The sequence below is a fragment of the Bacteroidia bacterium genome (assembly GCA_016218155.1).
Taxonomy (GTDB): domain Bacteria; phylum Bacteroidota; class Bacteroidia; order Bacteroidales; family GWA2-32-17; genus GWA2-32-17.
In genome coordinates this window covers 61528-86152 of the sequence record JACREQ010000011.1, presented here as the reverse complement: position 1 = coordinate 86152, position 24625 = coordinate 61528, and the positions used below count along the sequence as shown (strand labels likewise).

Sequence of the window (24625 nt, the reverse complement as noted above, 5' to 3'; positions counted from 1 at the left end):
AAATTTTGACACTATTATTATTAGTAATCTATAAAAAATACTATTTTTGCCTGATTATAGAATCACTGTGAAAAAGATATTATTAATATTATCGGCTATAATACTGACAGTTACTTCTTCAAAACTAACTGCACAGGATATTCATTTTTCGCAATTTTATGCATCCCCTTTATCTCTTAATCCTGCAAATACAGGTAATTACGATGGCGATTGGCGCATAATGAATAATTATCGCTCACAATGGAGAGCTTTATCAATTCCATTCAGAACAATTTCTATCGGATTAGACAGGCAAATTTGGATACATTCTGAAAAATTCAGTGCCGGTTTTTATGTAATTAATGATAAATCGGGTCCCGCAGGACTAACTGTAAATAAACTATATTTATCTCTTGCATGGCATAAAACAATTAATGGTCACAATATACACACAGGTATTCAGGGTGGAATGGTATTCAAAAAATTCTCAATGGATGCTCTTACTTTTCCAAGTCAGTTTGATATGACTTCAGGATATTTCAACAGTCAATTGCCGGTAAATGAAGACAACACTAATTTAAATACTAATTATCCCGATTTAAATTTCGGTTTTGGCTGGAGTAAAAAACTCAGATATTTTGAACCAGAAGCTGGTTTATCTTTATTTCATTTAACTATGCCAAAAGAATCATTTCTCGAAAATAATAATCACCTGCCAATTCGTGCCGCATTAAATTTAGGCTTAAATATTCCTATAAAAAACTGGTTTGCCCACCCTATGTTTCTTTATATGAAACAAACAAGAGCAACTGACTTTTTAGGAGGACTGGAATTTGGTTATAACATTCCAAAATCAAATCTAATTAAACAAATTTTTGCAGGATATTTTTTCAGAAACGATTTTTCTACAGCCTTTGATGCATCAATTGCTGTTATTGGTCTTCAGTTTAAACAATTAAGATTGGGGTTTAGTTATGACATAAATTCGTCACCATTAAAGGTTGCAACTAATCGTAAGGGTGCTTTTGAATTTTCATTGATTTATATTTCAAAAAGCACTATTCCACAAAAAGTAACACTTCCATGCGACAGACTATAAATAAACAACTATATAAAAAACTTATAAGAAACTTTGTTTCTGTTATTATATTGGTTGTTTTTTCGGCACATTGTTATTCGCAGCCTTCAGAAACAATGAAGTATTTGAATAAATGGAAAATAAAAGGCTTTGCAAAAAATTCACAGCGACTTGGAGACACATATTCTGCAATTGAATATTTTGAACAACTTCATAAAAACCAACCAAAGAATACCGACTACTGCAATACATTAGGACACCTATATTATAAAGCTCGCAATTATCCTATGGCAAAAGAATATTTTTCTATTGCATATGATAATGATAAGGACGTATTTACTGATGCTTTATTTTTTCAAGCTTTAATGGAAAAAATGATGGGTGACTATGATAAAGCAAAAGAAGATTTTCAGAAATTTACAAAAGCTGCAAAGGGAACCACTTTTGAACAGGATTATAAAAAAATAACAAAAAACGAAATTGAAGGTTGTGACCTTGCAAAAAGAAAACTGGATTCTGCACTTAAAGTTGTTATCTATCACTTAGACACATCAATTAACAAAGCACACGTTGAAATGTCGCCTTACCCTATTGGGAAAGATAACATTATATACGGATCTTTAAAAGCAGACAAAGTAAAATATATTGACCTACAAGACTCATCGCAAAAAATGCCTGTACGTCAGATTTATGGCGCAAAAAGAGTTGGCGACAAATGGGAATCGACAGGAATATTTGATGGACCATTTAATAAATCAGATGAAAACACTTGTAATGGAGCATTATCTCAGGATGGAAAAAGATTTTATTTTACAAGATGTAAGCAAAACTGGAAAAACAAAACAATCTGCGAAATATATCTAAGTAAAAAAATTGACGGAACATGGAGTGAACCTGAAAAACTAAATTCTGAAATAAATAATCCAAAATTCACTTCAACACAGCCAACAATTGGAACCGACTCAAAATTAAATGCAGAAGTTCTTTATTTTGTATCTGACAGAGATCAGGGACGTGGTGGTCTTGACATTTGGTATTCTGTTTACAACGAAAAAAAGAACCTTTACCGAACTCCACGAAATGCCGGTAACAAGATAAATACTATTGGCGACGAATCTACTCCGTTTTATGATATGGATAGTCGTACTATGTATTTCAGCTCAACCGGTTGGCCTGGAATGGGAGGATATGATGTTTACAAAAATACCGGAGAGTTAAGCACATGGCTAAATCCAATGAATATTGGTTTTCCTATAAATTCGAGTACAGACGATATTTATTTCGTTGTCGGAAAAAATAAAGAGGAAGGGTTTTTAGTATCTAATCGTAAAGGTGGCGTAGCATTATTAAGTGAAACTTGTTGCGATGATATTTACGAATACAAATGGTCGGAATATATACATGTTGGTGTTACCGGAAAAATATTTGCCATTAAAGATAGCGCTATTTATAAACAACTGGAAAGACAGATAGAAGAAACAAAATTCATAAATGACGACGATCCTTTCGAAAAAATTGACCCCCTTCATAAACAAGCTGTCAACTTATTTTTAATTTCTGAAGGAAAAGAAAGAATTTTTATAAAAGCAGACACAACTTCAGAAGAAGGTGAATATTTCTTTGACATTGAACCGGGAAAAGAATATAAAATAGTTGTAGAGAATTATGGAATGTTTAATAAAGAACTTTCTGTTGATACAAGAAAAATTATTAAATCAGATACTATTCGTTTAGATGCTATTTATATTAATATTTTACCTAAAGAACCCATTATAGTAAAAAATATATACTACGACTTTGACGATTGGAAACTTACACAAAGTTCTCAATTAGTAATCGATACAACATTATTCAAAATTTTAACAGCAAATCCAAGAATTGTTGTTGAAATAGGCTCTCATACTGACAGTAAAGGTGAAGATAAATACAATGAAAAACTTTCTCAGCGTCGTGCAGAGAGTGTTGTAAAATATCTGATTGAAAAAGGAATTGACAAAGAACGTTTATTTGCAAAAGGATATGGTGAAAATATTCCTATTGCTAAAAATGAAAATCCTGATGGAAGCGATAACCCTGATGGAAGACAAATGAACAGACGAACAGAATTTCGTATTGTAGGCTCACTTGACCAATACTCTAAGGTTATTTATCAGGAATAAGCATTCATTCCGCCGCTACAATCCAAACATTTATATTAATGTTTTAAGCGTCCACGCTTAAAACCAACCAATATATTGTTTTATATTGTACATTTATATAATATTATTAGAATCATAATTAATACTAGTTATTATGAAAAAAATTATTATTGTTTTTACGTTCATAATCATTGTTGTAAATGGATTCTCTCAGCAAAACATTAAGATACTTGTTGCAGGAAAATCTTTTGGAAACCTTACTGTTAATGAAATTAAAGAGGCGAAAAAGGTTACTTTAAATACAGATACTATAAAAATTATTTCTTTTAATTTTTCAGGAATCGTAACCGGATATACTAAAGATGTCGGTGTAAATGGTGATAGTTTTACTGAAGAATGTTATGATTTACTTTCTAAAATAACTGTAAAAAGAATTTATATTGAAAACGTAACAGGAATTACAAAAAGTGGAAAAGAAATTGTTATTGGAACTGTAAAATATAATATTGTTAAATAATAATGAAAAAGACAACAATAATAGCAACATTTATTTTACTTGCCTTTGTTTTAAAAGGGTTAACTCAGACCAATGTAAAAATAATGATTGCCGGAAAATCGAGTGGAACCATTAGTATTAAAGAATTAAATGATGCTAAAAGAATTACTTTGAATACTGATACAATTAAAATAATTTCATTCAAATTATCATGTATAGTAAATGGTTTTTTTAAAACAATTGAAATAAATAGCGACAGTTTAAATGCAGAATGTTATAATATTCTTAACAAACAGGTAGGAAAAAAAATAATTTTCGAAGATATAAAGGGAATAGTTAAAACAGGAAAGAATATATACATAGGTAGTATTGCATTTAAAGTAACAGAATAATAAAACCTACCTGCTATATTTTGCGTGGACGCTTAAAACCAACCAATATATTGTAGCTTGTGATATATTGTTTTATATTGTACATTTATATAATATTATTAGAATCATAATTAATGCTACTTATTATGAAAAAAATATTTTTTTCATTTTAATTAAAATTGTAAAAATAAACTTAAAATCTATTTGCAAATAATGCTTTTTAAAACATTATTGATTAAAAAAAAACGATTGAAGCTATCCAACACCTTGCAATTACTTGCAGTGGCTGTAGAACCACTAGAGAAACCGAACTTTGTCAAATTATCAATCACTGCACTGTGTTACAGTAAGTGGTGCTATCCACCGTAATTATTGTTATTGTCAATTAAGAACAACTTTTTCAACATGAACTTTGTCACCATTGTCAACTTTTATGAAGTAAATACCTTTTGGCACATTTGATAAATCAATTTCAGATTTGTTTAGTCTATTTTCAGGGATTGTACAATAAATTATTTTTCCAAGTACATTGACTACTTCTATTAATTTAATATTATCAGTTTCAGTTATAGTAAATTTTCCATTAGTAGGGTTTGGATAAACTTTTGGTAGGTTTGATAATTTATTTGTAAATATTTCAGAAGTTGCTGGTGGAATTACATTAACATAAATTACATCATTTTGAGATTTTTGTAAATATGTTGAATCACAATATGATGAACTTGCACAAAAGGCGAACGAACAGTGTAGGCAAATAGTATATGTACCTGCTACGCTATATGTATGAGATGGAAAAGGACCGCTACTAAAAGTCCCGTCGCCCCAACTCCAATAATATGCTAATGGAGGTAAAGTTGATGACACATAGCTTGTTGCTAAGTAATGATGTGGAATTGTATCAGGAACTAGGATATAATTGACTGAACAATCTGTAGTTATAATCATTTCACTACAAGTAGTTGAGCATAAATTTGCATCATAAATAGTAACTTCATAAAACCCTGCAGAAAGATTTGTAGCAGTATCAGTTGTTTGATTTCCAGTATTTGCACTCCAAACAAATGTATATGGTGGAGTTCCACCCGTAACAAAAGTTTCTAATATACCAATACCAAGTCCGTTGGTGTCGTTTTGTAACACATTAACTGAACAGTATGGTTGCAAATTTGAAATGAAATAAGAAGTCAATGTTTGATTATACATATCATCAGTAACTGTGAGATAATATAAACCAGCAGATAAATTTGTTGCGGTTGCAGACGTTTGTGGTGGTGTAGTATTCCAAACATAAGAATATGGTGCTGTGCCACCCGAAGCAGTAACTGTGATAAAACCATTACTACCACTACAATATTCACTACTAGAATCAACTACTGATACTGTAATGAATTGTCCAAATGACATTATTGAAATTGTCATAAGAAGAAAAATAAGGATTTGTCTTTTCATAGTTGTTATTTTTATTAAATATTTGTCAGTATTTAGTCTTTACTTATTATTGTGGGTAATGTAAAAATAATACTTATTGTTTACTAACTTTTTAAGCTCTTCAATACAAATTTTGGAATTATTTAGAATAATATTTCACTAAATTATCCATTGGCTTACCAATAATAGTCTGAATTTTTAAATTATGTTTTTTGCATACTTCAATAAGTTCATCTTTAAAATGCCATGCAATTGAACCTACAAAACCAAATTCACAATTTTCTTTTTGCGGATATTTTATCAAATGGTTTTTTACTAATGATTCGAATGAATCAGATATTATCTTTTTAATATCAGCATTAGTTTCATGTTTCTTAAGAAAAACAGTAAAACCGGCAAGAAAACGATTTGCATATGGCTTTTTATATATATTCTCAAGAATTTCGACTTTTCCAATTTTATATTCCGCAGTAAAATCATCCTGAATTTCTTTAGAAAGATTACCATATAACAATTCTCTGATAAATTCTTTTCCAAGGTATGCACCACTCCCCTCATCGCCAAGAACAAAGCCTAACGATTCAGTTTTAAACGTAATATCTCTACCATCAAAATATCCTGAGTTGGCACCTGTACCAAGTATAACAGCAATGCCCTTTTGTTTCCCGAATAAAGAAACAGCAGCGCCAATTAAATCAGACTGAACCTCAATTTCTGAATCAACAAATATTTCTTTAAATAATTTTTGCATATCACTCCCCTTCTCGGTTGAATTGCAACCTGAACCATAAAAAATTATTTTATCAATATTTCCATCTCCTACCCATTTCTTAACATCGTTCAATATTTTTTTGATATCATCATCAGAAGCAAAGTAAGGATTCATTCCTGCTGAATGAAATTTCCTATTCTCACCATCTTTTATTAAGGCCCATTCGGTTTTTGTTGAGCCTGAATCTGCTATTAAAATCATATAATCTAAGGTTTTCTGTTAATGGATTTTGATTTAAGAACTGTTTTTTGTAACATCTGGAATTCATGCTCAAAATTAGGGGTAAAAATATTCTTCCCTATATTTTTAATTATTTCTGAAACTGTCCAGAATTTACCTTCGTCAACTTCATTTACATCTGGAAACAATTGTTCATTATATATTGTAACAAATGAAAAAACAAGTTCAGATTCTACATCAGATTTCCACACATATTGTGCAAAAGCATTTGCATTTGTTGGGGCAATTCCTATTTCCTCTTTAGTTTCTCTAATTAATGCCTGTTCTATTGTTTCATTTAAAGCCACATGCCCACCAACTGCAGTATCCCATTTTCCGGGTTGTGTATCTTTAAACATAGGTCTTTTTTGCAAATAAATGTTTCCTTTGTTATTAATAACGTGCAGATGAACTACCGGATGTAAAAGTGTTTTATCTTTATGAACAGCAGAACGTGGTGCTTTACCTATTACCATTCCCTTTTCGTCAACCAAAGGTACCCATTCTTCAGATTTTAGTTTATTATTTCTGATTTTAATTTTAATAAATTCAAACAATGCATATACACCAAAAAGAATATAAAACAAACCACCACTTATAAAAATCCAGGCTTCTTTTGACATATAAAAAGCAGAATAAATAACTAAAGCAGTATGTAATGAAAAAATAATAAACATTACCAAAAGACTCTGCTTCATCTGCTTTTCCTGAGCTTTACTAAACTTCATATCGCCCATGTACCTTTTAGACATTGCAAACATTATGTTTGCTGGAGTAAACACAGAAATGCCAAGTATTATACAAAGCACCAGTCCTATTAAACCGGGTTTAAGCTTAAAGAAAATATCATTATCAAATGCAAGCGAAACACCTCCCATTATTACAATCAAACCTGTATCAAGCAGGGTAAACCTATCGAGACGTTTTTCTTTAATAAGAAAATAAACAAGTTGCACAATACCAAATGTAACTGCAACAATAAGACCTACTGTGGTACCCCAAATTTCATCTGCTGCTATAAAAACAAATAGCGGAAGTAATCCTGGTAAAAAGCGTTTAAGTAGGTCTTTGCGATTCATGTTACAAATATTCTATTTTGCTTTTAACCTCCCTTAGTCTATGGTTCGACTACGCTCACCATGACTAAGTAAAAGTGATTATTTAATAATTTTATCTAAAATTGATTTCCCAGCTTCTTTGTAAACCATTATGTTCATCATTTTCAGTTTCACAAAATCATCTCTGAAAAAACGATATCCTTTGCATGCGCCATCAAATGCACCACCATTGCTATCTTTTATTAAAAACCAGTCCTCTCCGTTTTTTTCATAATAACCAACCATATGTATACAATGATCATCAGTAGTGGTTCCGTTACTTAATCTGAATTGTCTTGAATCATCATCAATTGAAGTTTTAGAAATATCAAATGATGGGATAATCGCAACTTGTGTCTGATTGTCATACCCAGGCTCAGAAATATCGCCACAAATACATATTGAATATCCGTTTTTTAATGATGATTTTATTAAAGTCAAAAAATCATCCACCGGAATATTATAATAATTATTACAATGCCACCAGTTATCCGCTTCAACTAATTCGTGCTTTTCAAAAAACTTCACATCACTGGTTGACATAAAATTAAAGTAATCTATCATATGAAGTTTCAAGTAATCATTTAAAAAAGTCTGAGGTGTGTACTCTTTGTTATTAAAACTGAACTTTTCAGGTGGCGAGCCCATTTCCGAATCCAGTATTGCTTTTATTTCCTTAACAACATATTCCTCGTTCCACTGGCAGGTTTCTTTAGTTTTATTTAAAAATGCTGTCATTTGTTCCACCATTTTTCTGTGACTGTTAAAACTTCTTTCTTTGGGTTTTCCATCATATACAGAATAAGGCATTATACCATATTTATCCCAGATTCTTGGAATTGCAGCAGCTTCAGAGCCTTCAGAAAAAGATGTATTTCCACGAGTACGAACAAATTCCTGAGCCCTGTCAACATACTCCCAATAAACTGTGTACATTTCTGATAATTTTATTTCAATATTTGAAATTCTTTTCACTTCACTTTCCATAAATGAAGTTGTGGCATAACACCAACATGTACCTGAATTTCCCTGACAAACCGGCTTTTGATGCCAGATTTCTTTATAAAGTTTTTTATCATTTGGAAAAGTTTGTCCCGATAAATCAACTTTAAAATAAAGTTTTTCATTTTTAGGTTCAGAAACAACCTCTTTTTGCGTTGCATCTTTTAGAATTACATTTTCGAAATAACCGGGTAAATATTTTTCAAAAACAGCTTTATCTTTAGTAGGAACCTGTGATAAACATGTAATAAAAAAGCTGATACATATTACTGATAAAAGATACTTCATAATTTGATTTTTTTCAAAGGTAAAAAGAAAAATTGCAAGATTTAAGTTAACTTGTTTTATTGTTGATGTATTAACTTTCTTTTTGTGTCGACAAAAATGAAAGTTACAAAGAAAAAACTCGCGGCTACATTAGATTTTTTTATTTTCTACGGGATGTTCCTCTACGCGACGTAAGCCGTCCTTTTGCTGAGAATCTTAACTTTTAACAATATTTACACGAAAGGACTTGTGCATCGCTTACACAAACAAAAAAAAATAACTTCCCTTGAAAATTATAAAATTCTAATGAGGCCGCTTAATGCTAATCAGCTGTTCTGCATTATAATTGAAGAACTGTCCATAATACCAGATAACTAAACTGTTAATGTAAAAAAGAAGATTGAAGAAATTAAAATTAGTAAACTTGTTTTAATTGTAAATGTATTAAATCAGATAATATATTTATTTTTGATTCTATTTTCAATTAAAAATTCACATGACCAAGCAAATGAAAAACAGTAATTTAATTACTACAGTTGTAATCCTTACAATGTTTTTATTTTCAAACACTATTTATAGCCAGAACTCAAAATATGGATGTTCTGTTTCTAATAATGTAACATCATTTCCGGCATTGGGTTTTAAACAATTATTATATAGCCAGTTCCATCCCGGTGTTGATGTTTTTAAAAGCTGGAAAATTAATAAAGCAGAAAAAACTCATGTTGAAGTAAAAGCAAATGCAGGATTCTTTTATCATCGCTTTGTTCAGACATTGGTAAGAATTTACCCTTCAATTTCGTATTCAAGAAATCTGGGAAAAAGATTTAATATGGGAGCTGGAATTGGTGCGGGATACGGGCTTTCTTTTGAAGGAAATGATGTTTTTGTTCTTAATTCTGAGGGAAAATACGAAACTAAAAGTAAAATTCTGGGAAGATCTCAATATCTTGTAAATTTTGAAATCGGTGGAAATTATAGCTTTAAAAAAGATGAACCTGATGGTATAAGATTGTTTTTAACTTTAAAAACTTTTGTTCAGGGAACCTTTGTAGCAGGCTATGTTCCTGTATTACCGGTAAACTCATTATTTTTAGGTATATCTGTTCCAATTAAATCAAAAGCCGAATAATTATGAAAAATAAAATAATAACTCTAGTTTTTTTATCAATTATTTTGATATTTGTTACAAGTAGTTGTTCAAAAGAAATTGAAGCAACTGCACAACTGGATTGTAACTATGTTGACTCAAACAGTACTCATCCAAAAGATGCTGCTTTTAATAACATTATAAACAAATATGTAAAAAAGGGATTACCCGGAATATCTGTTTTGGTTACAGATTCTGCCGGAACATGGGTCGGATCTGGTGGTTATGCCGACATAAAAAAAGGCATTGAGTTTACTCCATGCCATATTTCAAAAGCAGCAAGTATTACAAAATTATTAGTTGCTACATTGTTTTTTAAATTGCAGGAAGAAGGAAAAATTAATGCAGATGATCCTATCTCGGCATATATTGACCAAGGTGTGTTAGATAAAATTGATGGTACAGATAATATGAAAATCTCAAATTTAATGAACCATACCACAGGAATTTTTGATGTAATAACTTCTTCAGGTTTTTATTTGGCAGTATTAAACAATCCAAATAAAAGATGGTCGCAATTAGAATTACTGGATTATGTATATAATCAGAAAGCATATGATTTAGGTCAGCCATACCCAGCCTACTACTCTAGCACCAACACCCTATTACTTTCTATGTGTATCGAAAAAGCAACAGGACAAAGACATGATAAACTTTTACGCGAAAAAGTTTTAGAACCATTAGGTATGACCAATACATATTATCAGGGTCGCGAAGATGTTCCCAACTCTGCTGCTCAGGGATATTACGACTTACATAACAACGGAGAAATAATTAATGTTTCAAATTTAATTACAGGCAGTGGTAATGGTTACGGAGGAATTTATTCAAATGTATTTGACCTGAATAAATTTATAAGAGCATTGTTAATTGATAAAACTGTAATATCACAAACCTCACTTGACCAGATGGAAACATTTGTAAAAGAAGACGCTAATTTTTATACAGGACTAGGAATGATAAAGAAATTTACCGAAAAATCTGCATACGGCATTGGCCATACAGGACGCGATTTGGGTTATGTAGCCGACTTATTTTATTTCCCTCAAAGAAATATTACAATGATATTTTTTGTTAATTATGGCACCAATGGAGAAAGCTCACTAAAACAAGTGTTCTTTGATTTTGAAAACGAACTTGTAGATAAAGTATTGGAATAATCTTATTAAACCTTACAATTGGTATTTGGAAAGATGACCATTTAGCTACAGTCAGCGTCCAAATCATTAAAAGTTTTACGTTATGTTATTTTAGTCTCCTCTACAGCAAACTGCACGGTGTTTTATTATGTGGTGTTACCAGCTGTGTTTATTATTCGTCATTGTTTGTCGTTATTACGATAATAATGTGACACCTGTCAAATTTGCTTGATTGTTTTTTAAAAACGCATAAGTTATTTTGTCCACCTTACAGTTAATGAATTGTACTCGTTTGAATTTTTTATTGTTTTTAAAGAAGGTATTTATTAATGTTGCATTCTGGAATTTAACTCCATAAAAGGCGCAGTTTTCAAAAAAACAACCATCAAAATTACCTTCAAAAACTATGTCCTGAATCTGCATTTCAATAAAAGAGGTGCAATTCCACCTTGCATTTGTAATTGTATTTTTAAGGAAGTTACTGGATTTGAATGTTGTTTTTGTAAAATCGGCATTAGAAAAATCACAGGCCTGGATATTGCTTTTAGAAAACTCTGTTTCTTTTAGCGAACAGTTTTTAAATATATTTTTTCCTAAGTTAGAACTCTGAATTTGGCTGTTGCAAATATTGGAATCTGTAAAGTCACAGCCATCAACATTATTACTATTTAAAAGAAGTCCCGACATATTTGAACCAATAAACAAACATCTCTGCATATTGGAGGAACTGAATTTTTCGTGCAGATTTTTCAACCCTGAAAAATCACTATCCACTAAATTCAACTTTGACATATCCCAGTTGAGTTTTCTATTCTGCACACCAGATTTCAATTCAGTCGGTTCTTTTGTTAAAGGCAGATTGTTTGTCACTTCTGTGTCTGCCGATTGGAAGCTCTCTGAAAAATAGTTTAGGTCAACACCCATAATTTCAGCAAGACGGTTTAAAGTCAGGATGTCTGGCATTGATTCTCCACGTTCCCACTTTCCAACTGCTTGAGAACTGATTGATACTTGCTGAGCAAGTTCTGCTTGTGAAAGGTTTAATTTCTTTCTTGCTATGGCAATTTTATTGCCGATTGAATTTGAATTTAGCATCATATTATTTTGTTTTTGATGCTACAAAGTTACTTTGTCCTGTCCCCATAACACAAAATTAATTCGCTACATATAGTTGTAATTACACTACTTTCAGTTGTTTTTTGACATCCAATAGTAGTTAAATAATTGTGCAACTACTGTATTGGTTGTCTGTTCACAATCATTGCCAGTAACATTTAAGAACTCAAACAACAAAATCACAAACTACTCTTTCACGATTTTCTGTTGGCTTACGACTCCCGATTTATTTGAAATTTGCAAAAGATAAATACCGTTTTCTAAAGAACTTACATTAATTGTATTTTTCTGGTTATTTAATTTTTGATTAATAACACAAGAACCTAAAATATTATAAACAGAAATATTATAATCATCAGTTTTTTCAATCTCAATATTTACAATATTTTTAGCAGGGTTTGGGTAAACATTAATATTAAAATCAATATTGTTTTCGTAAACACCGGCAGCAGTATTGCTGATACATCTTACCGAGAAACCAAAACCTTTACTTCCCGAATTTTTATAACTATCTGCAGCATTTGTTCCAAGCCAGCGATACCATGCATTTAAACTTCCTTGTTCTGTTGATGTCCATAAGAAACCAGCACTTCCAAAATTACCAAATGTGCCGCTACTTATTCTCATACCACCAGGTAAGAAAGTAAAATTACTTGAGTTTGTTGCTCCAGTATTTGGGCTGGTCCAATGTGTTGTACCTGCTTCTTTCATTTTACCCCCTGCTACAGTTGCACCACCAAGATTATTTTCTAAATTAGTCAACTCCCAGTCTTCAGGTGCATGCCAACCTGTAGGGCAAATTTTACGACTATCAACTAATGCATAAAAATTATATAACCTACCATAAGTTGCAACATTGGCAACATCATTATTAAAGTTACAATAAGCTCCGCTTGAAAGGCTGCTCCATGCTGTATTATCAGTCACATTTGAAATAGCATCTCCATTATTATAATGAGTTACTTTAAGGTTTTGTTTCATCCAAACTTGCGTGCCAATTGTTACAGTATTATAAACATTACCATCATAATCTGTTACGGTTTGTGAAAATACAGGTAAAAAGGAAATGATAATTAAAGAAAAAAGTATAGATTTTTTCATATGGTTATTTTTTTAATTAAGAATTATATCTTCAAAGATAAACGTTTAAATATAAATTCAAAAACAAATAATTTATTCAAGAATATTATTTATTAATGCAAAAACCGATGTTTTATTTATTTTTGCATTTTAAGGCAAAAAATAAAAATGCTAAAGCTCTTAAATTCAATATTTATTTTAATAAAAGGAAGTTTTGCCTTTTTGCTTTTCATTTTTTTTTCATTACACATGACAATTCTGGCTCTGATCCCTGTTCCTACAAAAAATCCTAAAATTAAAAGACTATATACTAATCATTTCAAACAATACTGTAAGCTTTTAACCAAAACACATTTTAATATTAAAGTCGAAAAGATTAATCCTTATAACGAAGATTTCTCGCATCCTGCAATAATTGTTTGCAACCACCAGACTTTATTTGATGTTCCGCTTACACTTGGATTTTTTCCTAACTTATTCGTTGTTACTAACAATTGGCATGGAAAATCAACCATACGATTTATTATTGAAAAATATGTTGATTTTATTCCAAATTCCAATGGAGTTGAAGTAGTATTAAAAGAATCTGAAAAAAGAATAAAATATAATTCGAACGGACTTTTCTTTCCTGAGGGAAGCAGAACTAATTTGCAGTCGATTTCACGATATCATAAAGGAGCATTTTTATTGGCTGCAATGCTAAAAATTGATATAATTCCGATAGTAATTCACGCCTCTGAAGGAATTTGGAAAAAAAAGTGGTATTTTTACAAAACCGGAAAAATTAAGATCCATATTGGAAAAAGAATTGTACCTGTAAATCCCGAAAATAACGAAGAAATTAAAAATCAAACTAAATTTGTTTGTAATTTATCAAGAGAAATTTATTTAAAACTGCAACAACAATAAACAATGCTTCTGGTTATATTAAAAATATTTCTTTTTATAGTTGAAGCATTAATTATTCTTGCAATAATTATCTATTCATATATTACCATTTTTCCACCCCGCATAAAAAATAAGAAACAGGCAAATCATCCAAGAATTAAAATTGGTGAAAATTCATATAATTGTGGTAAGGGTTGGATAAGAAAGAATAGAAACAACCTTATGGAAATGTATATTGAGGGGGATGCATATGAAAGAGGTGTAATTACAGGTAAACTAACAAAAGAGCTTTTTAATTATCAGGAAGAAATTTTTGTATTCGATTTAAAAAAGAAAGTACCCAGCGGAATAAAAAGATATTTATTAAAACTTGCAATTGGAATTTTTAACAGAAGAATAAGTCAGCATATAGGCAAAGAATTCTCGACTGAAATTTACGGAGTATCAAAATCAGCATCACTTAAATATTATTTCATCGCACCTGCTTTTATTAGAATCATGAATTATCATGCTGCACACGATATTGGCCATACTTTGCAGGACATGAAATATGTGGGTTGTACAGCTATTTCATTAAAAGGTGAATACACAAAGAATAAAAAATTATTAATCGGAAGAAATTTCGATTTTCATATTAATGAGGAATTTAGCAGAGATAAAATTGTTGCATTTTATAAACCAGCTAAAGGTCATGCATTTGCAATGGTAAGCTGGGCTGGTATGATAGGTGTAACATCGGGTATGAATATGCGGGGAATTACAATTACAATTAACGGGGCAAAATCTGCTATCCCAAGAAAAACTGCAACACCAGTTTCAATAATTGCTCGCGAAATACTTCAATACGCTGGTAATTTAAAGGAAGCAGAAGAAATTGCCAGAAATCGCAAAATGTTTGTTTCAGAATTATTAATGGTTAGTTCGGCAGAAGAAAACAAATCAATAATAATTGAAAAAACACCTTTAAAAACCGATGTATTCGAAACCGATTCAGAAGCAGTTATTTGCACTAACCATTTTCAGGGTAAGGTTTTTAAAGATGACCCTTTAAATATTTCAAATATTGAGGACAGTTCAACAATGTACAGGTATAATCTGGTTAAAGAGCTCATTGAAAAAGGTAAACCATTTGATCCTGTAGAGATGGCAAAAATGCTTCGCGAAAAAAGAGGACGAAACAATTCCGACATTGGCTTAGGCAACGAGAAAGCAATTAACCAATTAATAGCACATCATTCTGTAATTTTCAACCCACATGAACTCATTATGTATGTTTCATCACCACCATACAATATTGGTGAATATATGGCTTACGATTTAAATGAAGTTTTCGCAATGGCTGCAAATGGATGCCCAGTAAAAGAAATCGACAACCAGAAGTTGAAAATTGATGCCGATGAATTTTTGTTTTCGGGTAAATTTAAAGAGTATGAAAAATACAAACACATGCTCGAAACTCTTATCAATTCGACCATTAATAAAAACGAAGAACAAGATTTCTTTAATGAAATTTGTTTGCGCAACCCTGAATTTTATTTATCCTATTCTTCAATTGGCGATTATCTGAAAAATAAAAAAAGGTATAAAGATGCATCTGAATGGTATTCTAAAGCATTGTTAAAAGAGTTTCACCATAAAGCTGAATTTAAAATCGTACAAAAAAATCATGACGATTGTTTATTAAAATTAAAACTGTAGAATGATTATTGTTACTCCATTAACAATCAATTAAAATTTATCATGAAAATAAATTCAGTAGTTTTTTTAGCGATTTTAATAATTACATTTTGCAGTTGCAAAAAAGATTCTAACTCAAATAATACAACCGGAACTTATTGTCAACTTTCTCAGAAAATCGAATCAACATCTGGTTATTCGGATACAACTTACTAAACTTACAACTTATTAAACCAAGTAATTAACGTTATCTACCAACATTCATTACTTAAAGACAGTTTATATTATAACACATCAGGTAAGATAGATTCTATTAATACTTTCCAAAATAATATATTAACAAATACTACTCATTTCTATTATACAAATAATAAATTAACTATAGTTGATGGTACCTGGGCTGGATTTATTATTTTAAATTATCCTTCCGGGTCATTACTACCTAATTCCATTTCAAGCACTTTATTTTTTTCAGAATTTAGTATTAATTCAATTACAGATATTGTCTGGTCTAATGGTAATATTGTTTCAGCAACTTTTAACTATGGCACTAACATGAACTGGGAGGTATCAGTATTATCAGATACTAAAAAAAATTATAAAAGATTTGATACTCCCTACTACGTAGAAGATTTTATTTATTTTTTCAATAAAAATAATATTATATCTATTTCTCTTGTTAACGAAGAAACAGATGGAAATAATATTTTTCCGGCAGGAACAAAAATTCTGGACAAGGCATACACATATACCTCAAATAGTGAAGCAAATACAATTATTGAACATCCAGGTTATTTTAATTCACTTGCAAAAACAACAACTTGCACTTATAACTGCAAATAATAAAATTTGCAGCTTATAATATTGACAACAATTATTACGACTTTTTATCATAAATTGTAAATGCTAAAATGATTTATTTATATTTGTAGTAATCAATTTTAATTATTATGAAAACAAATTCATTTATTATTCTGGCAATTTTATCAATTGCATTTTTTAGCTGTAAAAAAGATAAAAATACTACAAGTGCTCCGGCAGTTACTTGCCAATTAACACAGAAAGTTGAAACTCAGGGTGGATATTCTGACACCTCAAAGTATACATACAATTCAGCAAAAAAAGTAATAAAAATTATTTCTGGCAATTCATACAGAATGGATACTATTATTTATAATACTGCCGGAAAAATCAGTGAAGTAAACAGCTATCAAAATTCGACATTATACAGTTCAATAGCATATAATTATACAGGAAGTATTTTAACCTCATCTGTAAAAACAAGAAGCGTATATACAACTACAACAAATTTCACATATACAGGTTCAGTACTTACAGCTATAACAATGACTACAAACGACCCACAGGAACAGGCAATGTCAATAATTGATCTTGTTTGGTCAAATGGTAACGTAACTTCAGGAACAATTGATTTTGGAGGTGGAGCACTATGGGAAGTTGTTCTTGTTGCTGACGGTAAAAACAATATAAGCAGATTTGATTTTCCAAATACTGGTGGAGATTTTATTGATTTTTTCAATAAAAATAATATTATTTCAGTTTCATTAGTTAATCAGGAAACCGATGGAGTAAACACATTCCCGGCAGGTTCAAAACTAGTGGACAATACTTTTACTTATACATCAAATAATGAAATAAGCACAATTAATTCTCAGGCTAGTATATTTAATACACAAACAAGTACAACAACTTGCACATATAGTTGTCAATAATATTTAAAAAAAATATTTTTAAAGAGAGGCTTTTTGCCTCTCTTTTTTTGTTCTGTATTTTAGTAAGTTAACCTATTACTTTGTTTTTTCATATGGAATTTTCGTGTTTAGTGAATCATAAATTCAAATTCAAAAAAATAAAACTAAAAAACACGATTATGAAAAAGACATTTTTTTTAAACAGAACAAAGAAGCAAAATTATTATTCAATAAAATTTATACTTCTTGCAACTACTATGTTTTTTCTTATTAATGTAACAAAAGCAGAAAACAAAGAAGTAGTTATTAAATCTAAAATAGATAAAGTAACTGTATTTACCTCATCGGCACAAGTGTACAGATCGGGTAATTTTTCTATTGGCGCAGGCACATATGAAATTATTTTTGATGCTGTATCGCCATTAATTAACGAAGCAAGTATTCAGGTAAATGGCTCAGGTGTTTTTACTATACTTGATGTTAAACACAGAATTAAAAACCCTGAAGCAGTTTTACCACTGGATAATGTTATTCCAATTAAAATAATAAAAGACATCAACCTTTTAGAGGATTCATTATCAAATATTCAGTTTGAAATTGATGATTATAATGGTCAGGCTGATATTTTAAAATTCGAAAAAAGATTAATAGAAAACAACAAATTAATTACAGGAGGAAGCGATACAATTCCCGAAATTAAAGATGCATTCAGTTATTTCAGAACCCAACTTTTTGATATTAACAAAAAACTTCTTGAAATATCAAAAGCCATATTAAAATTAAACAATAGAAAAAATAAAATGAACGAAAGGCTTGCTAATCTTAAATCATATAATTCACAGGTAAATCCAGTTAAAGTTGAAGAGCCAAAGAATCAAGTTGTTGTAACAATATCCGCACAAGCACAAACTAATGGTAAGTTAGAAATAAGCTATCTGGTAAACTCGGCTGGCTGGACATCTACCTATGATATTCGTGCAGAAAGCAGCGACAAACCATTAAAACTTATACAAAAAGCAAGTGTATATCAAAACAGTGGCGAAGACTGGAAAGACGTTAATATTACTTTATCTACAATAACACCTAATTCAAATAATGTTAAACCATATTTACCAATATTGTATTTAAGTTACAATTATTATCAGAATTCATACAAAAAAGATCTTGCAAAACAAGCCAGAGAAGAAGACAGAGCCCTTTCATCAGAATCTTCACGTCCTTCAACCACCGGTGGATTTTCACAAGCTTTAACTTCAGCTGATTTTGTACAAACTGCAGAAACTATGACAAATATTGAATACAAAATACCACTTGAATATACAATACCTTCTGATGGTGAAACACACATGATTGCAGTTCAAAACATTAATTTAAAAACCGAATATTCATATTACCTAACTCCAAAAGTTGATAAACAAGCATTTTTAATTGCAAAAATTACTGATTTTGAAGAATATGATTTATTACCTGGTCAGGCTAGCATTTTTTTTAATGGAAGTTATGTAGGAGCAACAGCCTTAAATACTTCTGAGCTATCTGACACTATTGAACTTGCTTTAGGTCGCGACAGAAGCATTATGGTTGAAAGAAAAAAACAAAAAGAAGACAGTAAAAATGTATTAATGGGTACAAATCAAATTAAAACAATTGCTTACGAAATTAACATAAAAAATAACAAATCAACAACTGTTAACCTTATTGTTAACGATCAGATTCCGGTATCTAACGATAAAGAAATTATAGTAACTCCTTTAATAACAAAGGGTGCAAATCTTGACGAATCTACCGGATTATTAACATGGAAAGTAAAACTTACAACAAATGAAAGTAAAACTTTAAAATTTACATACTCAATTGAAAGCGACAAAAATAAGCCACTAGCAAATTTGAATTAAATTTTAATTAAGTAATTAAGCCGTGTAAATCCACTTAGATTTTACACGGCTTTTTTTGTATAATTACAGGCATCACAAATTAACATAATATCTTAATGATCAGCGATTATACAAAATATAACTTAATTGATTTTGCTTTATAAGTAAAAAAATTATAATTTTGACAATTAACTAAATATTAAAATTATGAAAAGAAATTTACTTTTTATTGCATTATTTTTAATGAGCATTGGAATGTATGCTCAAGAATGGTCGCAACAGAACACAAATTTACCCGGAACAAGTAGTGGTGTTAATGATATTTGGGTTGTTGACAGCAATGTAGTTTGGGTTAAGGGCTTTAATGGCTCAGGAACCGGAGTTGACATCAGAGCGTTTTCAAGAACTCAGAATGGTGGAACAACATGGACTGCAGGCGCATTTACAGGAATGGGTACGAATGTAATGCCAAGACTTATTTCTGCTGCTGCTTACGACACATGCTTTGCTGTTGCAATGGACACAGTTTCAAATGCTCCTTCATTTTGGGGAACTTTTGATGGTGGCACAACATGGACTGTTGTTACCGGAGTAATTAATAGCGCTTCTTCATTTGCAGATGGCGTTAAATTCTGGGATCGTACTAAAGGTTTTTGTTATGGTGACCCAGTAGGCGGTAGTTATGAAATTTTCACAACTTCAAATGCCGGTTTAACTTGGACACCTGCAACAACAAGTGTTACTCCTGTTCCTGCTTCTGAATATGGATTTAACGGTGCTGACTGCGCTGCAATAGTTCCAGGAGGTATTGGTTTTATTATGACTGACCATGGACGTATTTTAAGAACAACTGACTTTGGTGCAACATGGGCAGTTACTGCTACAGCTCCATTCACATCAGCAGCTTATGGAAGTGTAAAAGTTTATGCTTCTAGTGCTAATTATATTATTTGTGCTACTTACGTAACAGCTACAACAACATGGACATGGAAATACACTACCGATGGCGGAACTACATGGTTAGCATATGTTCCAACAGGTGCATTTTATGACTATGCAATGTGTTATGCTCCTGGATCAGTAAACACTTTCATTGCTACCTCTCCTGATTTAGCAACTGCTGCAGGTGTTTCACACAGCGAAGATGGTGGCTTAACATGGAATGATTATAATGATCCTTACTTCTTACAACCTACAGGTTCAAATATTCAATGCTTAGCAGTAGGTTTTTATAATGAACAAATTGGTTGGGTAGGTAATTATGATCAGGCTCAAACAATAAATTCAATTTTAAAATATCGTTATATCGCACCTACCGGTGTTAATATGTACCAACTTGTAAATGGTAACGATTTAAATATTTTCCCAAATCCAGGTAAAGATGTTGTTAATTTCTCTATTAATGGAGCTAACAATTCTGACATGAATATTTCTGTTATCGATGTTACTGGAAAAATAATTTTTAACCAAACATTAAATGTTAATGGTATTTCTAATACATCATTCGACTTTTCAAAATTCAATAAAGGAATTTACATTGTTAATGTAAAATCAGGTAATGAAAACTACAATAAAAAGTTAGTTGTGATGTAATAACAAATTGTCATAAATAAAAAAAGGCTGCTCAGATTTGAGCAGCCTTTTTTTATAACCATTTTACTAACCTGAGTTTTCAACACATAACCAAATTACAAATTATCATCAAAATATTTAGTAATTTTTTTCATTAAATGTATTCTATCCATACCGCGAACATTATGCGGATGCTCAGGATAAAGGAAATAATCAACTAAAATACCATCGATAATACATTGCTGCAAAAATGCCAGACTATTTTGCAAAACAACAGTATCATCAATATATCCATGAATAATTAACAAATCTCCCTTAAGATTTTTTGCTTTGTGAATTAAACTTGTTTTCTGATAGCCTTCAGCATTTTCCTGAGGAGTATCCATATATCTTTCGCCATACATTACTTCATAATATTTCCAGTCAATTACAGGTCCGCCTGCAACTCCTGCTTTAAATACATCTGGAAAGGTTGTCATTAAATTTATTGTCATAAAACCTCCATAACTCCAACCATGAACTCCAATTCTTTTTTCGTCAACATAACCAAGATTCTTTAGGTACTTAACTGCTTCCATCTGATCAAGAGCTTCTGCTTCTCCACAATTTCTGTGAATAACACTTTCAAACTCAAAACCACGATTTGCTGATCCTCTATTGTCTATTGTTATCACAACATATCCTTTTTGGGCCATATAAAAATCCCATAATGGTGCTCCACCAAGCCATGAATTTTCTACAAGTTGTGCATGTGGTCCGCCATATACATAAAGTATTGCAGGATATTTTTTTGTTTTATCAAAATTTAAAGGTTTAATTACTCTCCCATATAAATCGGTCTTACCATCTGCAGCTTTAATTTTAATCATTTCCATTTCTGGCATCGAAATTTCCTTTAATGGATTTGGTGCATTTAGCAATTCTTTAACCTTTTTGCCATCAGCATCATTTATATTAAAAATATTTGCATATTCTACTGAACTGTATTGATCTAAAACATATTTTTTCGAATCGCTTAACATTGCAGAATGATAGCCCTTCTCAGTTGTTAAACATACAGTTTTACCAGTTTCAATATTTACTGAATACAAGTTACGTTCCAACGGACTTTTTTCTGTTGATACATAAAACAATTCAGTTTCTGAATCATTAAAACCTTTAAATTCTATAACAGCCCAATTACCTTTTGTAATTTGTTTTAACAATTTACCATTGATATCATATAAATATAAATGATTATATCCATCACGCTGACTTTCCCAAATAAATTTTCCGGATGATTTTTTTAGAAATACAGCAGGTTTTAACGGCTCTACATATTTATCGTTCTTTTCCTCAAAAAGAGTCTTAATATAGTCACCTGTAACAGCATCATACTGATTAAATTTCATATGATTCTGCTGAGGATTAAGCACAGCAATAAAAATATATTTCTCATCATTACTCCATGAAATACTTGTAAGATATTGTACTTTAGGTTCACCAGTTTTTAAATAAATTATTTTCCCGTTATCAACAGAAAAAACTCCAACGGTAACTTCGTGACTTTGCATTCCTGCCATTGGATAACGCAAGTTTCGTAATTCTGCAATTCTTGGTTCAATATCTACTAATGGATATTGAGTTATCATACTTTCATCCATTCGATAAAATGCAAGCTTTTTTCCTGATGGACTCCAGAATGTTCCTTTTTCTATTCCAAATTCATTACGATGAACCGTTTTTCCATATACAATTCCTGTATTTTTTTCATTTGATACTGCAGTTATTTTTGAATTTACATCTGCAACATACAAGTTGTTTGCTTTTGTAAAAGCAAGCATTTTACTTTCCACAGAGAAGTCCTGATTTTCTATAGAGTCATCTATTTTAATATATGATTCAATTTTTTTAGTATCCACATTAAATAAAGCAACACCATCAGGTCTTTCAACTTTTAACATTGATGGAAATATCCATGAAAAAGCTCCGAATCCGGTAACATCAGTTACTTTAACTTCTTCAAATGCAGTAGTAAATTCTTTTTTTGTTAATACTTCCTTTTCGGAATTATCTTTTGCAGAACTTTGAAACAAACCACCTTTTTTAATAAATGTGTAATTTTCGCCACCAGGTCGCCATTCTGGAGAATATATCGATTGAGGATAAAATTGACGATATTGTCCAATTGTTGCTTCATCAATTGTAAGTAATCTTGTTTGCGAAAACAAAGTTACAAAACAGATTATCTGAAAGATAAACAAAATAGAAATTTTTTTCATATACAAATTGTTTTGATTTATTGACTAATTATTCTATTTTCACGCCCAAAGCCAAAGCCGTGTTAGTTATAATTTCAAAGATATACTTTTTAAGTAAAAACTTTTTAATAGTTTTATCATTATTTAAATTTTTAATTAGTTTACCTGTTCACGTTGTTAATTTTCATAATACTGAGAATAAAAAAAACAATTATTTTTTATCTGATTGTATAAAAGGTAACAAAACAATCAGTTTTAAAAATACTAAAACTAAATACTTCAAAAGAAACATAGGCGAAATCGAGCAGATTATGCAACATTATGGATTGGTTGATATTAGCAGTATCGATTCAAATATTATTGTTAGTCTGCAATATGCTACGACTTCAAACTTTCTTAAAAAAAACATATATGGCAGTTTAACACATGCCTATCTTCAAAAAGATGTTGCTGCAAAGTTAGTAATAGCTTCAAATAACTTAATTAAATTAATGCCTCAATATCGCATTGTAGTTTTAGATGCCGCAAGACCACTATCTTTACAACAAATAATGTGGAATGAAGCTCAGGTTCCCGAGAATGATAAAGATAAATTTATAGCAAATCCAATTTATCATAGTCTTCATAATTATGGCGCAGCAGTTGACATAACACTCTCTGATACAGCAGGTAATTGGCTAGATATGGGAACAGGTTTTGATTCTTTTGACGATCTCGCCTATCCATCACTGGAACCTGAATTTTTAAAACAGGGAAAACTTTCACCATTACAAATAAATAACAGGTTAATCTTAAGATCTGCTATGGCTTTTGCAGGATTTTCGAGTATTTCAACAGAATGGTGGCATTTTAATGCATGCTCAAGAAACTATGCAAAAAAGCATTATTCATTAATTGTTTCGCATATATTAGCTGATAATCCGGCTTTTTCGATTACGCCTATAACAAATAACACAATAAAAGAGATAAAGGAACCTAAAGCAAACGATATAAACTTCAGGATACAGATAATGACTTCTGAGAAGAAATTAAACCCTTCATCAACAATACTTAAAGGCAAAAAAGTTGATGAATACATTCATAAAGGTTTATATAAATACACCTACGGAAAATACAAAACGCTTGAAGATGCCTTAATTCAGTTAAGTAAGATTAGAAATGATGGATTCTCTGATGCATTTGTAGTTGCATTTAATAAGAATGAAAGAATTGGAATAAAAGACGCATCTGAACTACTACAATAAGACTGTATTTCACATATTTACATATGTAGTCAAAAAAAATATTCAATAAAATTATTGAAAGTAGGATCAAAACTTTTGATAATTCA

21 protein-coding genes are annotated in these 24625 nt (G+C 30.7%); 14 read left to right on the top strand and 7 right to left on the bottom strand.

Annotated elements, in window-relative coordinates; all coding sequences use genetic code 11:
- Nucleotides 1–67 precede the first annotated feature (67 nt).
- The 4 genes from HY951_01695 (at nucleotide 68) to HY951_01680 (ending at nucleotide 4083) form a co-directional block, all read left to right on the top strand.
- Nucleotides 68–1078 carry a PorP/SprF family type IX secretion system membrane protein gene (locus HY951_01695; protein ID MBI5538744.1) on the top strand — a complete coding sequence of 337 codons (1011 nt, stop codon included), beginning with the start codon at nucleotides 68–70 and terminating at the stop codon, nucleotides 1076–1078.
- The gene (locus HY951_01690) at nucleotides 1063–3216 is read left to right on the top strand and encodes an OmpA family protein (protein ID MBI5538743.1); all 2154 of its coding nucleotides are present in this window, start codon (nucleotides 1063–1065) and stop codon (nucleotides 3214–3216) included. The genes HY951_01695 and HY951_01690 overlap by 16 nt, the downstream gene beginning before the upstream one ends.
- Nucleotides 3217–3349: 133 nt before the next feature.
- The gene (locus HY951_01685; GenBank protein MBI5538742.1) at nucleotides 3350–3712 is read left to right on the top strand and encodes a hypothetical protein; all 363 of its coding nucleotides are present in this window, start codon (nucleotides 3350–3352) and stop codon (nucleotides 3710–3712) included.
- A gap of 2 nt (nucleotides 3713–3714) precedes the next feature.
- Nucleotides 3715–4083 (top strand): hypothetical protein, encoded by a 369-nt coding sequence (locus HY951_01680; protein MBI5538741.1) that lies wholly within the window; start codon nucleotides 3715–3717, stop codon nucleotides 4081–4083.
- 360 nt (nucleotides 4084–4443) lie between these two features.
- On the opposite strand, the gene HY951_01675 is transcribed toward HY951_01680, so the two are convergent.
- The 4 genes from HY951_01675 to HY951_01660 all read right to left on the bottom strand — a co-directional run bounded on the left by HY951_01675 (nucleotide 4444) and on the right by HY951_01660 (nucleotide 8868).
- Nucleotides 4444–5511, bottom strand: coding sequence for a T9SS type A sorting domain-containing protein (locus tag HY951_01675; protein ID MBI5538740.1), 1068 nt, complete (start codon nucleotides 5509–5511; stop codon nucleotides 4444–4446).
- A gap of 118 nt (nucleotides 5512–5629) precedes the next feature.
- Nucleotides 5630–6463: a hypothetical protein gene (locus HY951_01670; GenBank protein ID MBI5538739.1), complete on the bottom strand. Its 834-nt coding sequence runs from the start codon at nucleotides 6461–6463 to the stop codon at nucleotides 5630–5632.
- Between the two features lie 5 nt (nucleotides 6464–6468).
- Nucleotides 6469–7560 carry an NUDIX domain-containing protein gene (locus HY951_01665; protein ID MBI5538738.1) on the bottom strand — a complete coding sequence of 364 codons (1092 nt, stop codon included), beginning with the start codon at nucleotides 7558–7560 and terminating at the stop codon, nucleotides 6469–6471.
- Nucleotides 7561–7638: 78 nt separating this feature from the next.
- Complete coding sequence (locus HY951_01660; GenBank protein ID MBI5538737.1) at nucleotides 7639–8868, bottom strand: peptidase C1; 1230 nt, start codon at nucleotides 8866–8868, stop codon at nucleotides 7639–7641.
- 475 nt (nucleotides 8869–9343) lie between these two features.
- Between HY951_01660 and HY951_01655 the strand changes: the two genes are divergently transcribed.
- Together HY951_01655 and HY951_01650 are read left to right on the top strand one after the other, a co-directional pair.
- Nucleotides 9344–9979 (top strand): hypothetical protein, encoded by a 636-nt coding sequence (locus HY951_01655; GenBank protein MBI5538736.1) that lies wholly within the window; start codon nucleotides 9344–9346, stop codon nucleotides 9977–9979.
- Nucleotides 9980–9981: 2 nt separating this feature from the next.
- Nucleotides 9982–11157 (top strand): beta-lactamase family protein, encoded by a 1176-nt coding sequence (locus HY951_01650; GenBank protein MBI5538735.1) that lies wholly within the window; start codon nucleotides 9982–9984, stop codon nucleotides 11155–11157.
- A gap of 174 nt (nucleotides 11158–11331) precedes the next feature.
- Here the strand turns inward: HY951_01650 and HY951_01645 are convergent, their stop codons facing one another.
- Together HY951_01645 and HY951_01640 are read right to left on the bottom strand one after the other, a co-directional pair.
- The gene (locus tag HY951_01645; GenBank protein ID MBI5538734.1) at nucleotides 11332–12231 is read right to left on the bottom strand and encodes a pentapeptide repeat-containing protein; all 900 of its coding nucleotides are present in this window, start codon (nucleotides 12229–12231) and stop codon (nucleotides 11332–11334) included.
- 207 nt (nucleotides 12232–12438) lie between these two features.
- Nucleotides 12439–13353 (bottom strand): T9SS type A sorting domain-containing protein, encoded by a 915-nt coding sequence (locus HY951_01640; GenBank protein ID MBI5538733.1) that lies wholly within the window; start codon nucleotides 13351–13353, stop codon nucleotides 12439–12441.
- 228 nt (nucleotides 13354–13581) lie between these two features.
- Here HY951_01640 and HY951_01635 point away from each other — a divergent pair, with 228 nt between their 5' ends.
- The 7 genes from HY951_01635 to HY951_01605 all read left to right on the top strand — a co-directional run bounded on the left by HY951_01635 (nucleotide 13582) and on the right by HY951_01605 (nucleotide 21076).
- The gene (locus HY951_01635; GenBank protein MBI5538732.1) at nucleotides 13582–14241 is read left to right on the top strand and encodes a 1-acyl-sn-glycerol-3-phosphate acyltransferase; all 660 of its coding nucleotides are present in this window, start codon (nucleotides 13582–13584) and stop codon (nucleotides 14239–14241) included.
- 3 nt (nucleotides 14242–14244) lie between these two features.
- A complete protein-coding gene (locus HY951_01630) occupies nucleotides 14245–15918 on the top strand; it encodes a hypothetical protein (GenBank protein ID MBI5538731.1) in 1674 nt (557 codons plus the stop codon).
- Nucleotides 15919–15960: 42 nt separating this feature from the next.
- On the top strand, nucleotides 15961–16113 hold the full coding sequence (locus HY951_01625) for a hypothetical protein (GenBank protein ID MBI5538730.1): 153 nt from the start codon (nucleotides 15961–15963) through the stop codon (nucleotides 16111–16113).
- A 339-nt stretch (nucleotides 16114–16452) separates the two neighbouring features.
- A complete protein-coding gene (locus HY951_01620; protein ID MBI5538729.1) occupies nucleotides 16453–16740 on the top strand; it encodes a hypothetical protein in 288 nt (95 codons plus the stop codon).
- 107 nt (nucleotides 16741–16847) lie between these two features.
- On the top strand, nucleotides 16848–17630 hold the full coding sequence (locus tag HY951_01615; protein MBI5538728.1) for a hypothetical protein: 783 nt from the start codon (nucleotides 16848–16850) through the stop codon (nucleotides 17628–17630).
- A 158-nt stretch (nucleotides 17631–17788) separates the two neighbouring features.
- Nucleotides 17789–19504 (top strand): DUF4139 domain-containing protein, encoded by a 1716-nt coding sequence (locus HY951_01610; GenBank protein MBI5538727.1) that lies wholly within the window; start codon nucleotides 17789–17791, stop codon nucleotides 19502–19504.
- Nucleotides 19505–19690: 186 nt separating this feature from the next.
- A complete protein-coding gene (locus HY951_01605; protein MBI5538726.1) occupies nucleotides 19691–21076 on the top strand; it encodes a T9SS type A sorting domain-containing protein in 1386 nt (461 codons plus the stop codon).
- 95 nt (nucleotides 21077–21171) lie between these two features.
- Here the strand turns inward: HY951_01605 and HY951_01600 are convergent, their stop codons facing one another.
- Nucleotides 21172–23316, bottom strand: coding sequence for a DPP IV N-terminal domain-containing protein (locus HY951_01600; GenBank protein ID MBI5538725.1), 2145 nt, complete (start codon nucleotides 23314–23316; stop codon nucleotides 21172–21174).
- A 290-nt stretch (nucleotides 23317–23606) separates the two neighbouring features.
- Between HY951_01600 and HY951_01595 the strand changes: the two genes are divergently transcribed.
- Complete coding sequence (locus HY951_01595; protein MBI5538724.1) at nucleotides 23607–24539, top strand: M15 family metallopeptidase; 933 nt, start codon at nucleotides 23607–23609, stop codon at nucleotides 24537–24539.
- Nucleotides 24540–24625: the final 86 nt, after the last annotated feature.

Excerpts from the sequence above, each read along its gene's own strand:
- HY951_01680 (MBI5538741.1), top strand. The coding sequence starts at position 3,715 with ATGAAAAAGACAACAATAATAGCAACATTTATTTTACTTGCCTTTGTT.
- HY951_01595 (MBI5538724.1), top strand. The coding sequence starts at position 23,607 with ATGCAACATTATGGATTGGTTGATATTAGCAGTATCGATTCAAATATT.
- HY951_01655 (MBI5538736.1), top strand. The coding sequence starts at position 9,344 with ATGACCAAGCAAATGAAAAACAGTAATTTAATTACTACAGTTGTAATC.
- HY951_01670 (MBI5538739.1), bottom strand. The coding sequence starts at position 6,463 with ATGATTTTAATAGCAGATTCAGGCTCAACAAAAACCGAATGGGCCTTA.
- HY951_01665 (MBI5538738.1), bottom strand. The coding sequence starts at position 7,560 with ATGAATCGCAAAGACCTACTTAAACGCTTTTTACCAGGATTACTTCCG.
- HY951_01610 (MBI5538727.1), top strand. The coding sequence starts at position 17,789 with ATGAAAAAGACATTTTTTTTAAACAGAACAAAGAAGCAAAATTATTAT.
- HY951_01640 (MBI5538733.1), bottom strand. The coding sequence starts at position 13,353 with ATGAAAAAATCTATACTTTTTTCTTTAATTATCATTTCCTTTTTACCT.
- HY951_01605 (MBI5538726.1), top strand. The coding sequence starts at position 19,691 with ATGAAAAGAAATTTACTTTTTATTGCATTATTTTTAATGAGCATTGGA.
- HY951_01620 (MBI5538729.1), top strand. The coding sequence starts at position 16,453 with ATGAACTGGGAGGTATCAGTATTATCAGATACTAAAAAAAATTATAAA.
- HY951_01615 (MBI5538728.1), top strand. The coding sequence starts at position 16,848 with ATGAAAACAAATTCATTTATTATTCTGGCAATTTTATCAATTGCATTT.
- HY951_01645 (MBI5538734.1), bottom strand. The coding sequence starts at position 12,231 with ATGCTAAATTCAAATTCAATCGGCAATAAAATTGCCATAGCAAGAAAG.
- HY951_01660 (MBI5538737.1), bottom strand. The coding sequence starts at position 8,868 with ATGAAGTATCTTTTATCAGTAATATGTATCAGCTTTTTTATTACATGT.
- HY951_01685 (MBI5538742.1), top strand. The coding sequence starts at position 3,350 with ATGAAAAAAATTATTATTGTTTTTACGTTCATAATCATTGTTGTAAAT.
- HY951_01600 (MBI5538725.1), bottom strand. The coding sequence starts at position 23,316 with ATGAAAAAAATTTCTATTTTGTTTATCTTTCAGATAATCTGTTTTGTA.
- HY951_01675 (MBI5538740.1), bottom strand. The coding sequence starts at position 5,511 with ATGAAAAGACAAATCCTTATTTTTCTTCTTATGACAATTTCAATAATG.
- HY951_01650 (MBI5538735.1), top strand. The coding sequence starts at position 9,982 with ATGAAAAATAAAATAATAACTCTAGTTTTTTTATCAATTATTTTGATA.
- HY951_01635 (MBI5538732.1), top strand. The coding sequence starts at position 13,582 with ATGACAATTCTGGCTCTGATCCCTGTTCCTACAAAAAATCCTAAAATT.
- HY951_01690 (MBI5538743.1), top strand. The coding sequence starts at position 1,063 with ATGCGACAGACTATAAATAAACAACTATATAAAAAACTTATAAGAAAC.
- HY951_01630 (MBI5538731.1), top strand. The coding sequence starts at position 14,245 with ATGCTTCTGGTTATATTAAAAATATTTCTTTTTATAGTTGAAGCATTA.
- HY951_01625 (MBI5538730.1), top strand. The coding sequence starts at position 15,961 with ATGAAAATAAATTCAGTAGTTTTTTTAGCGATTTTAATAATTACATTT.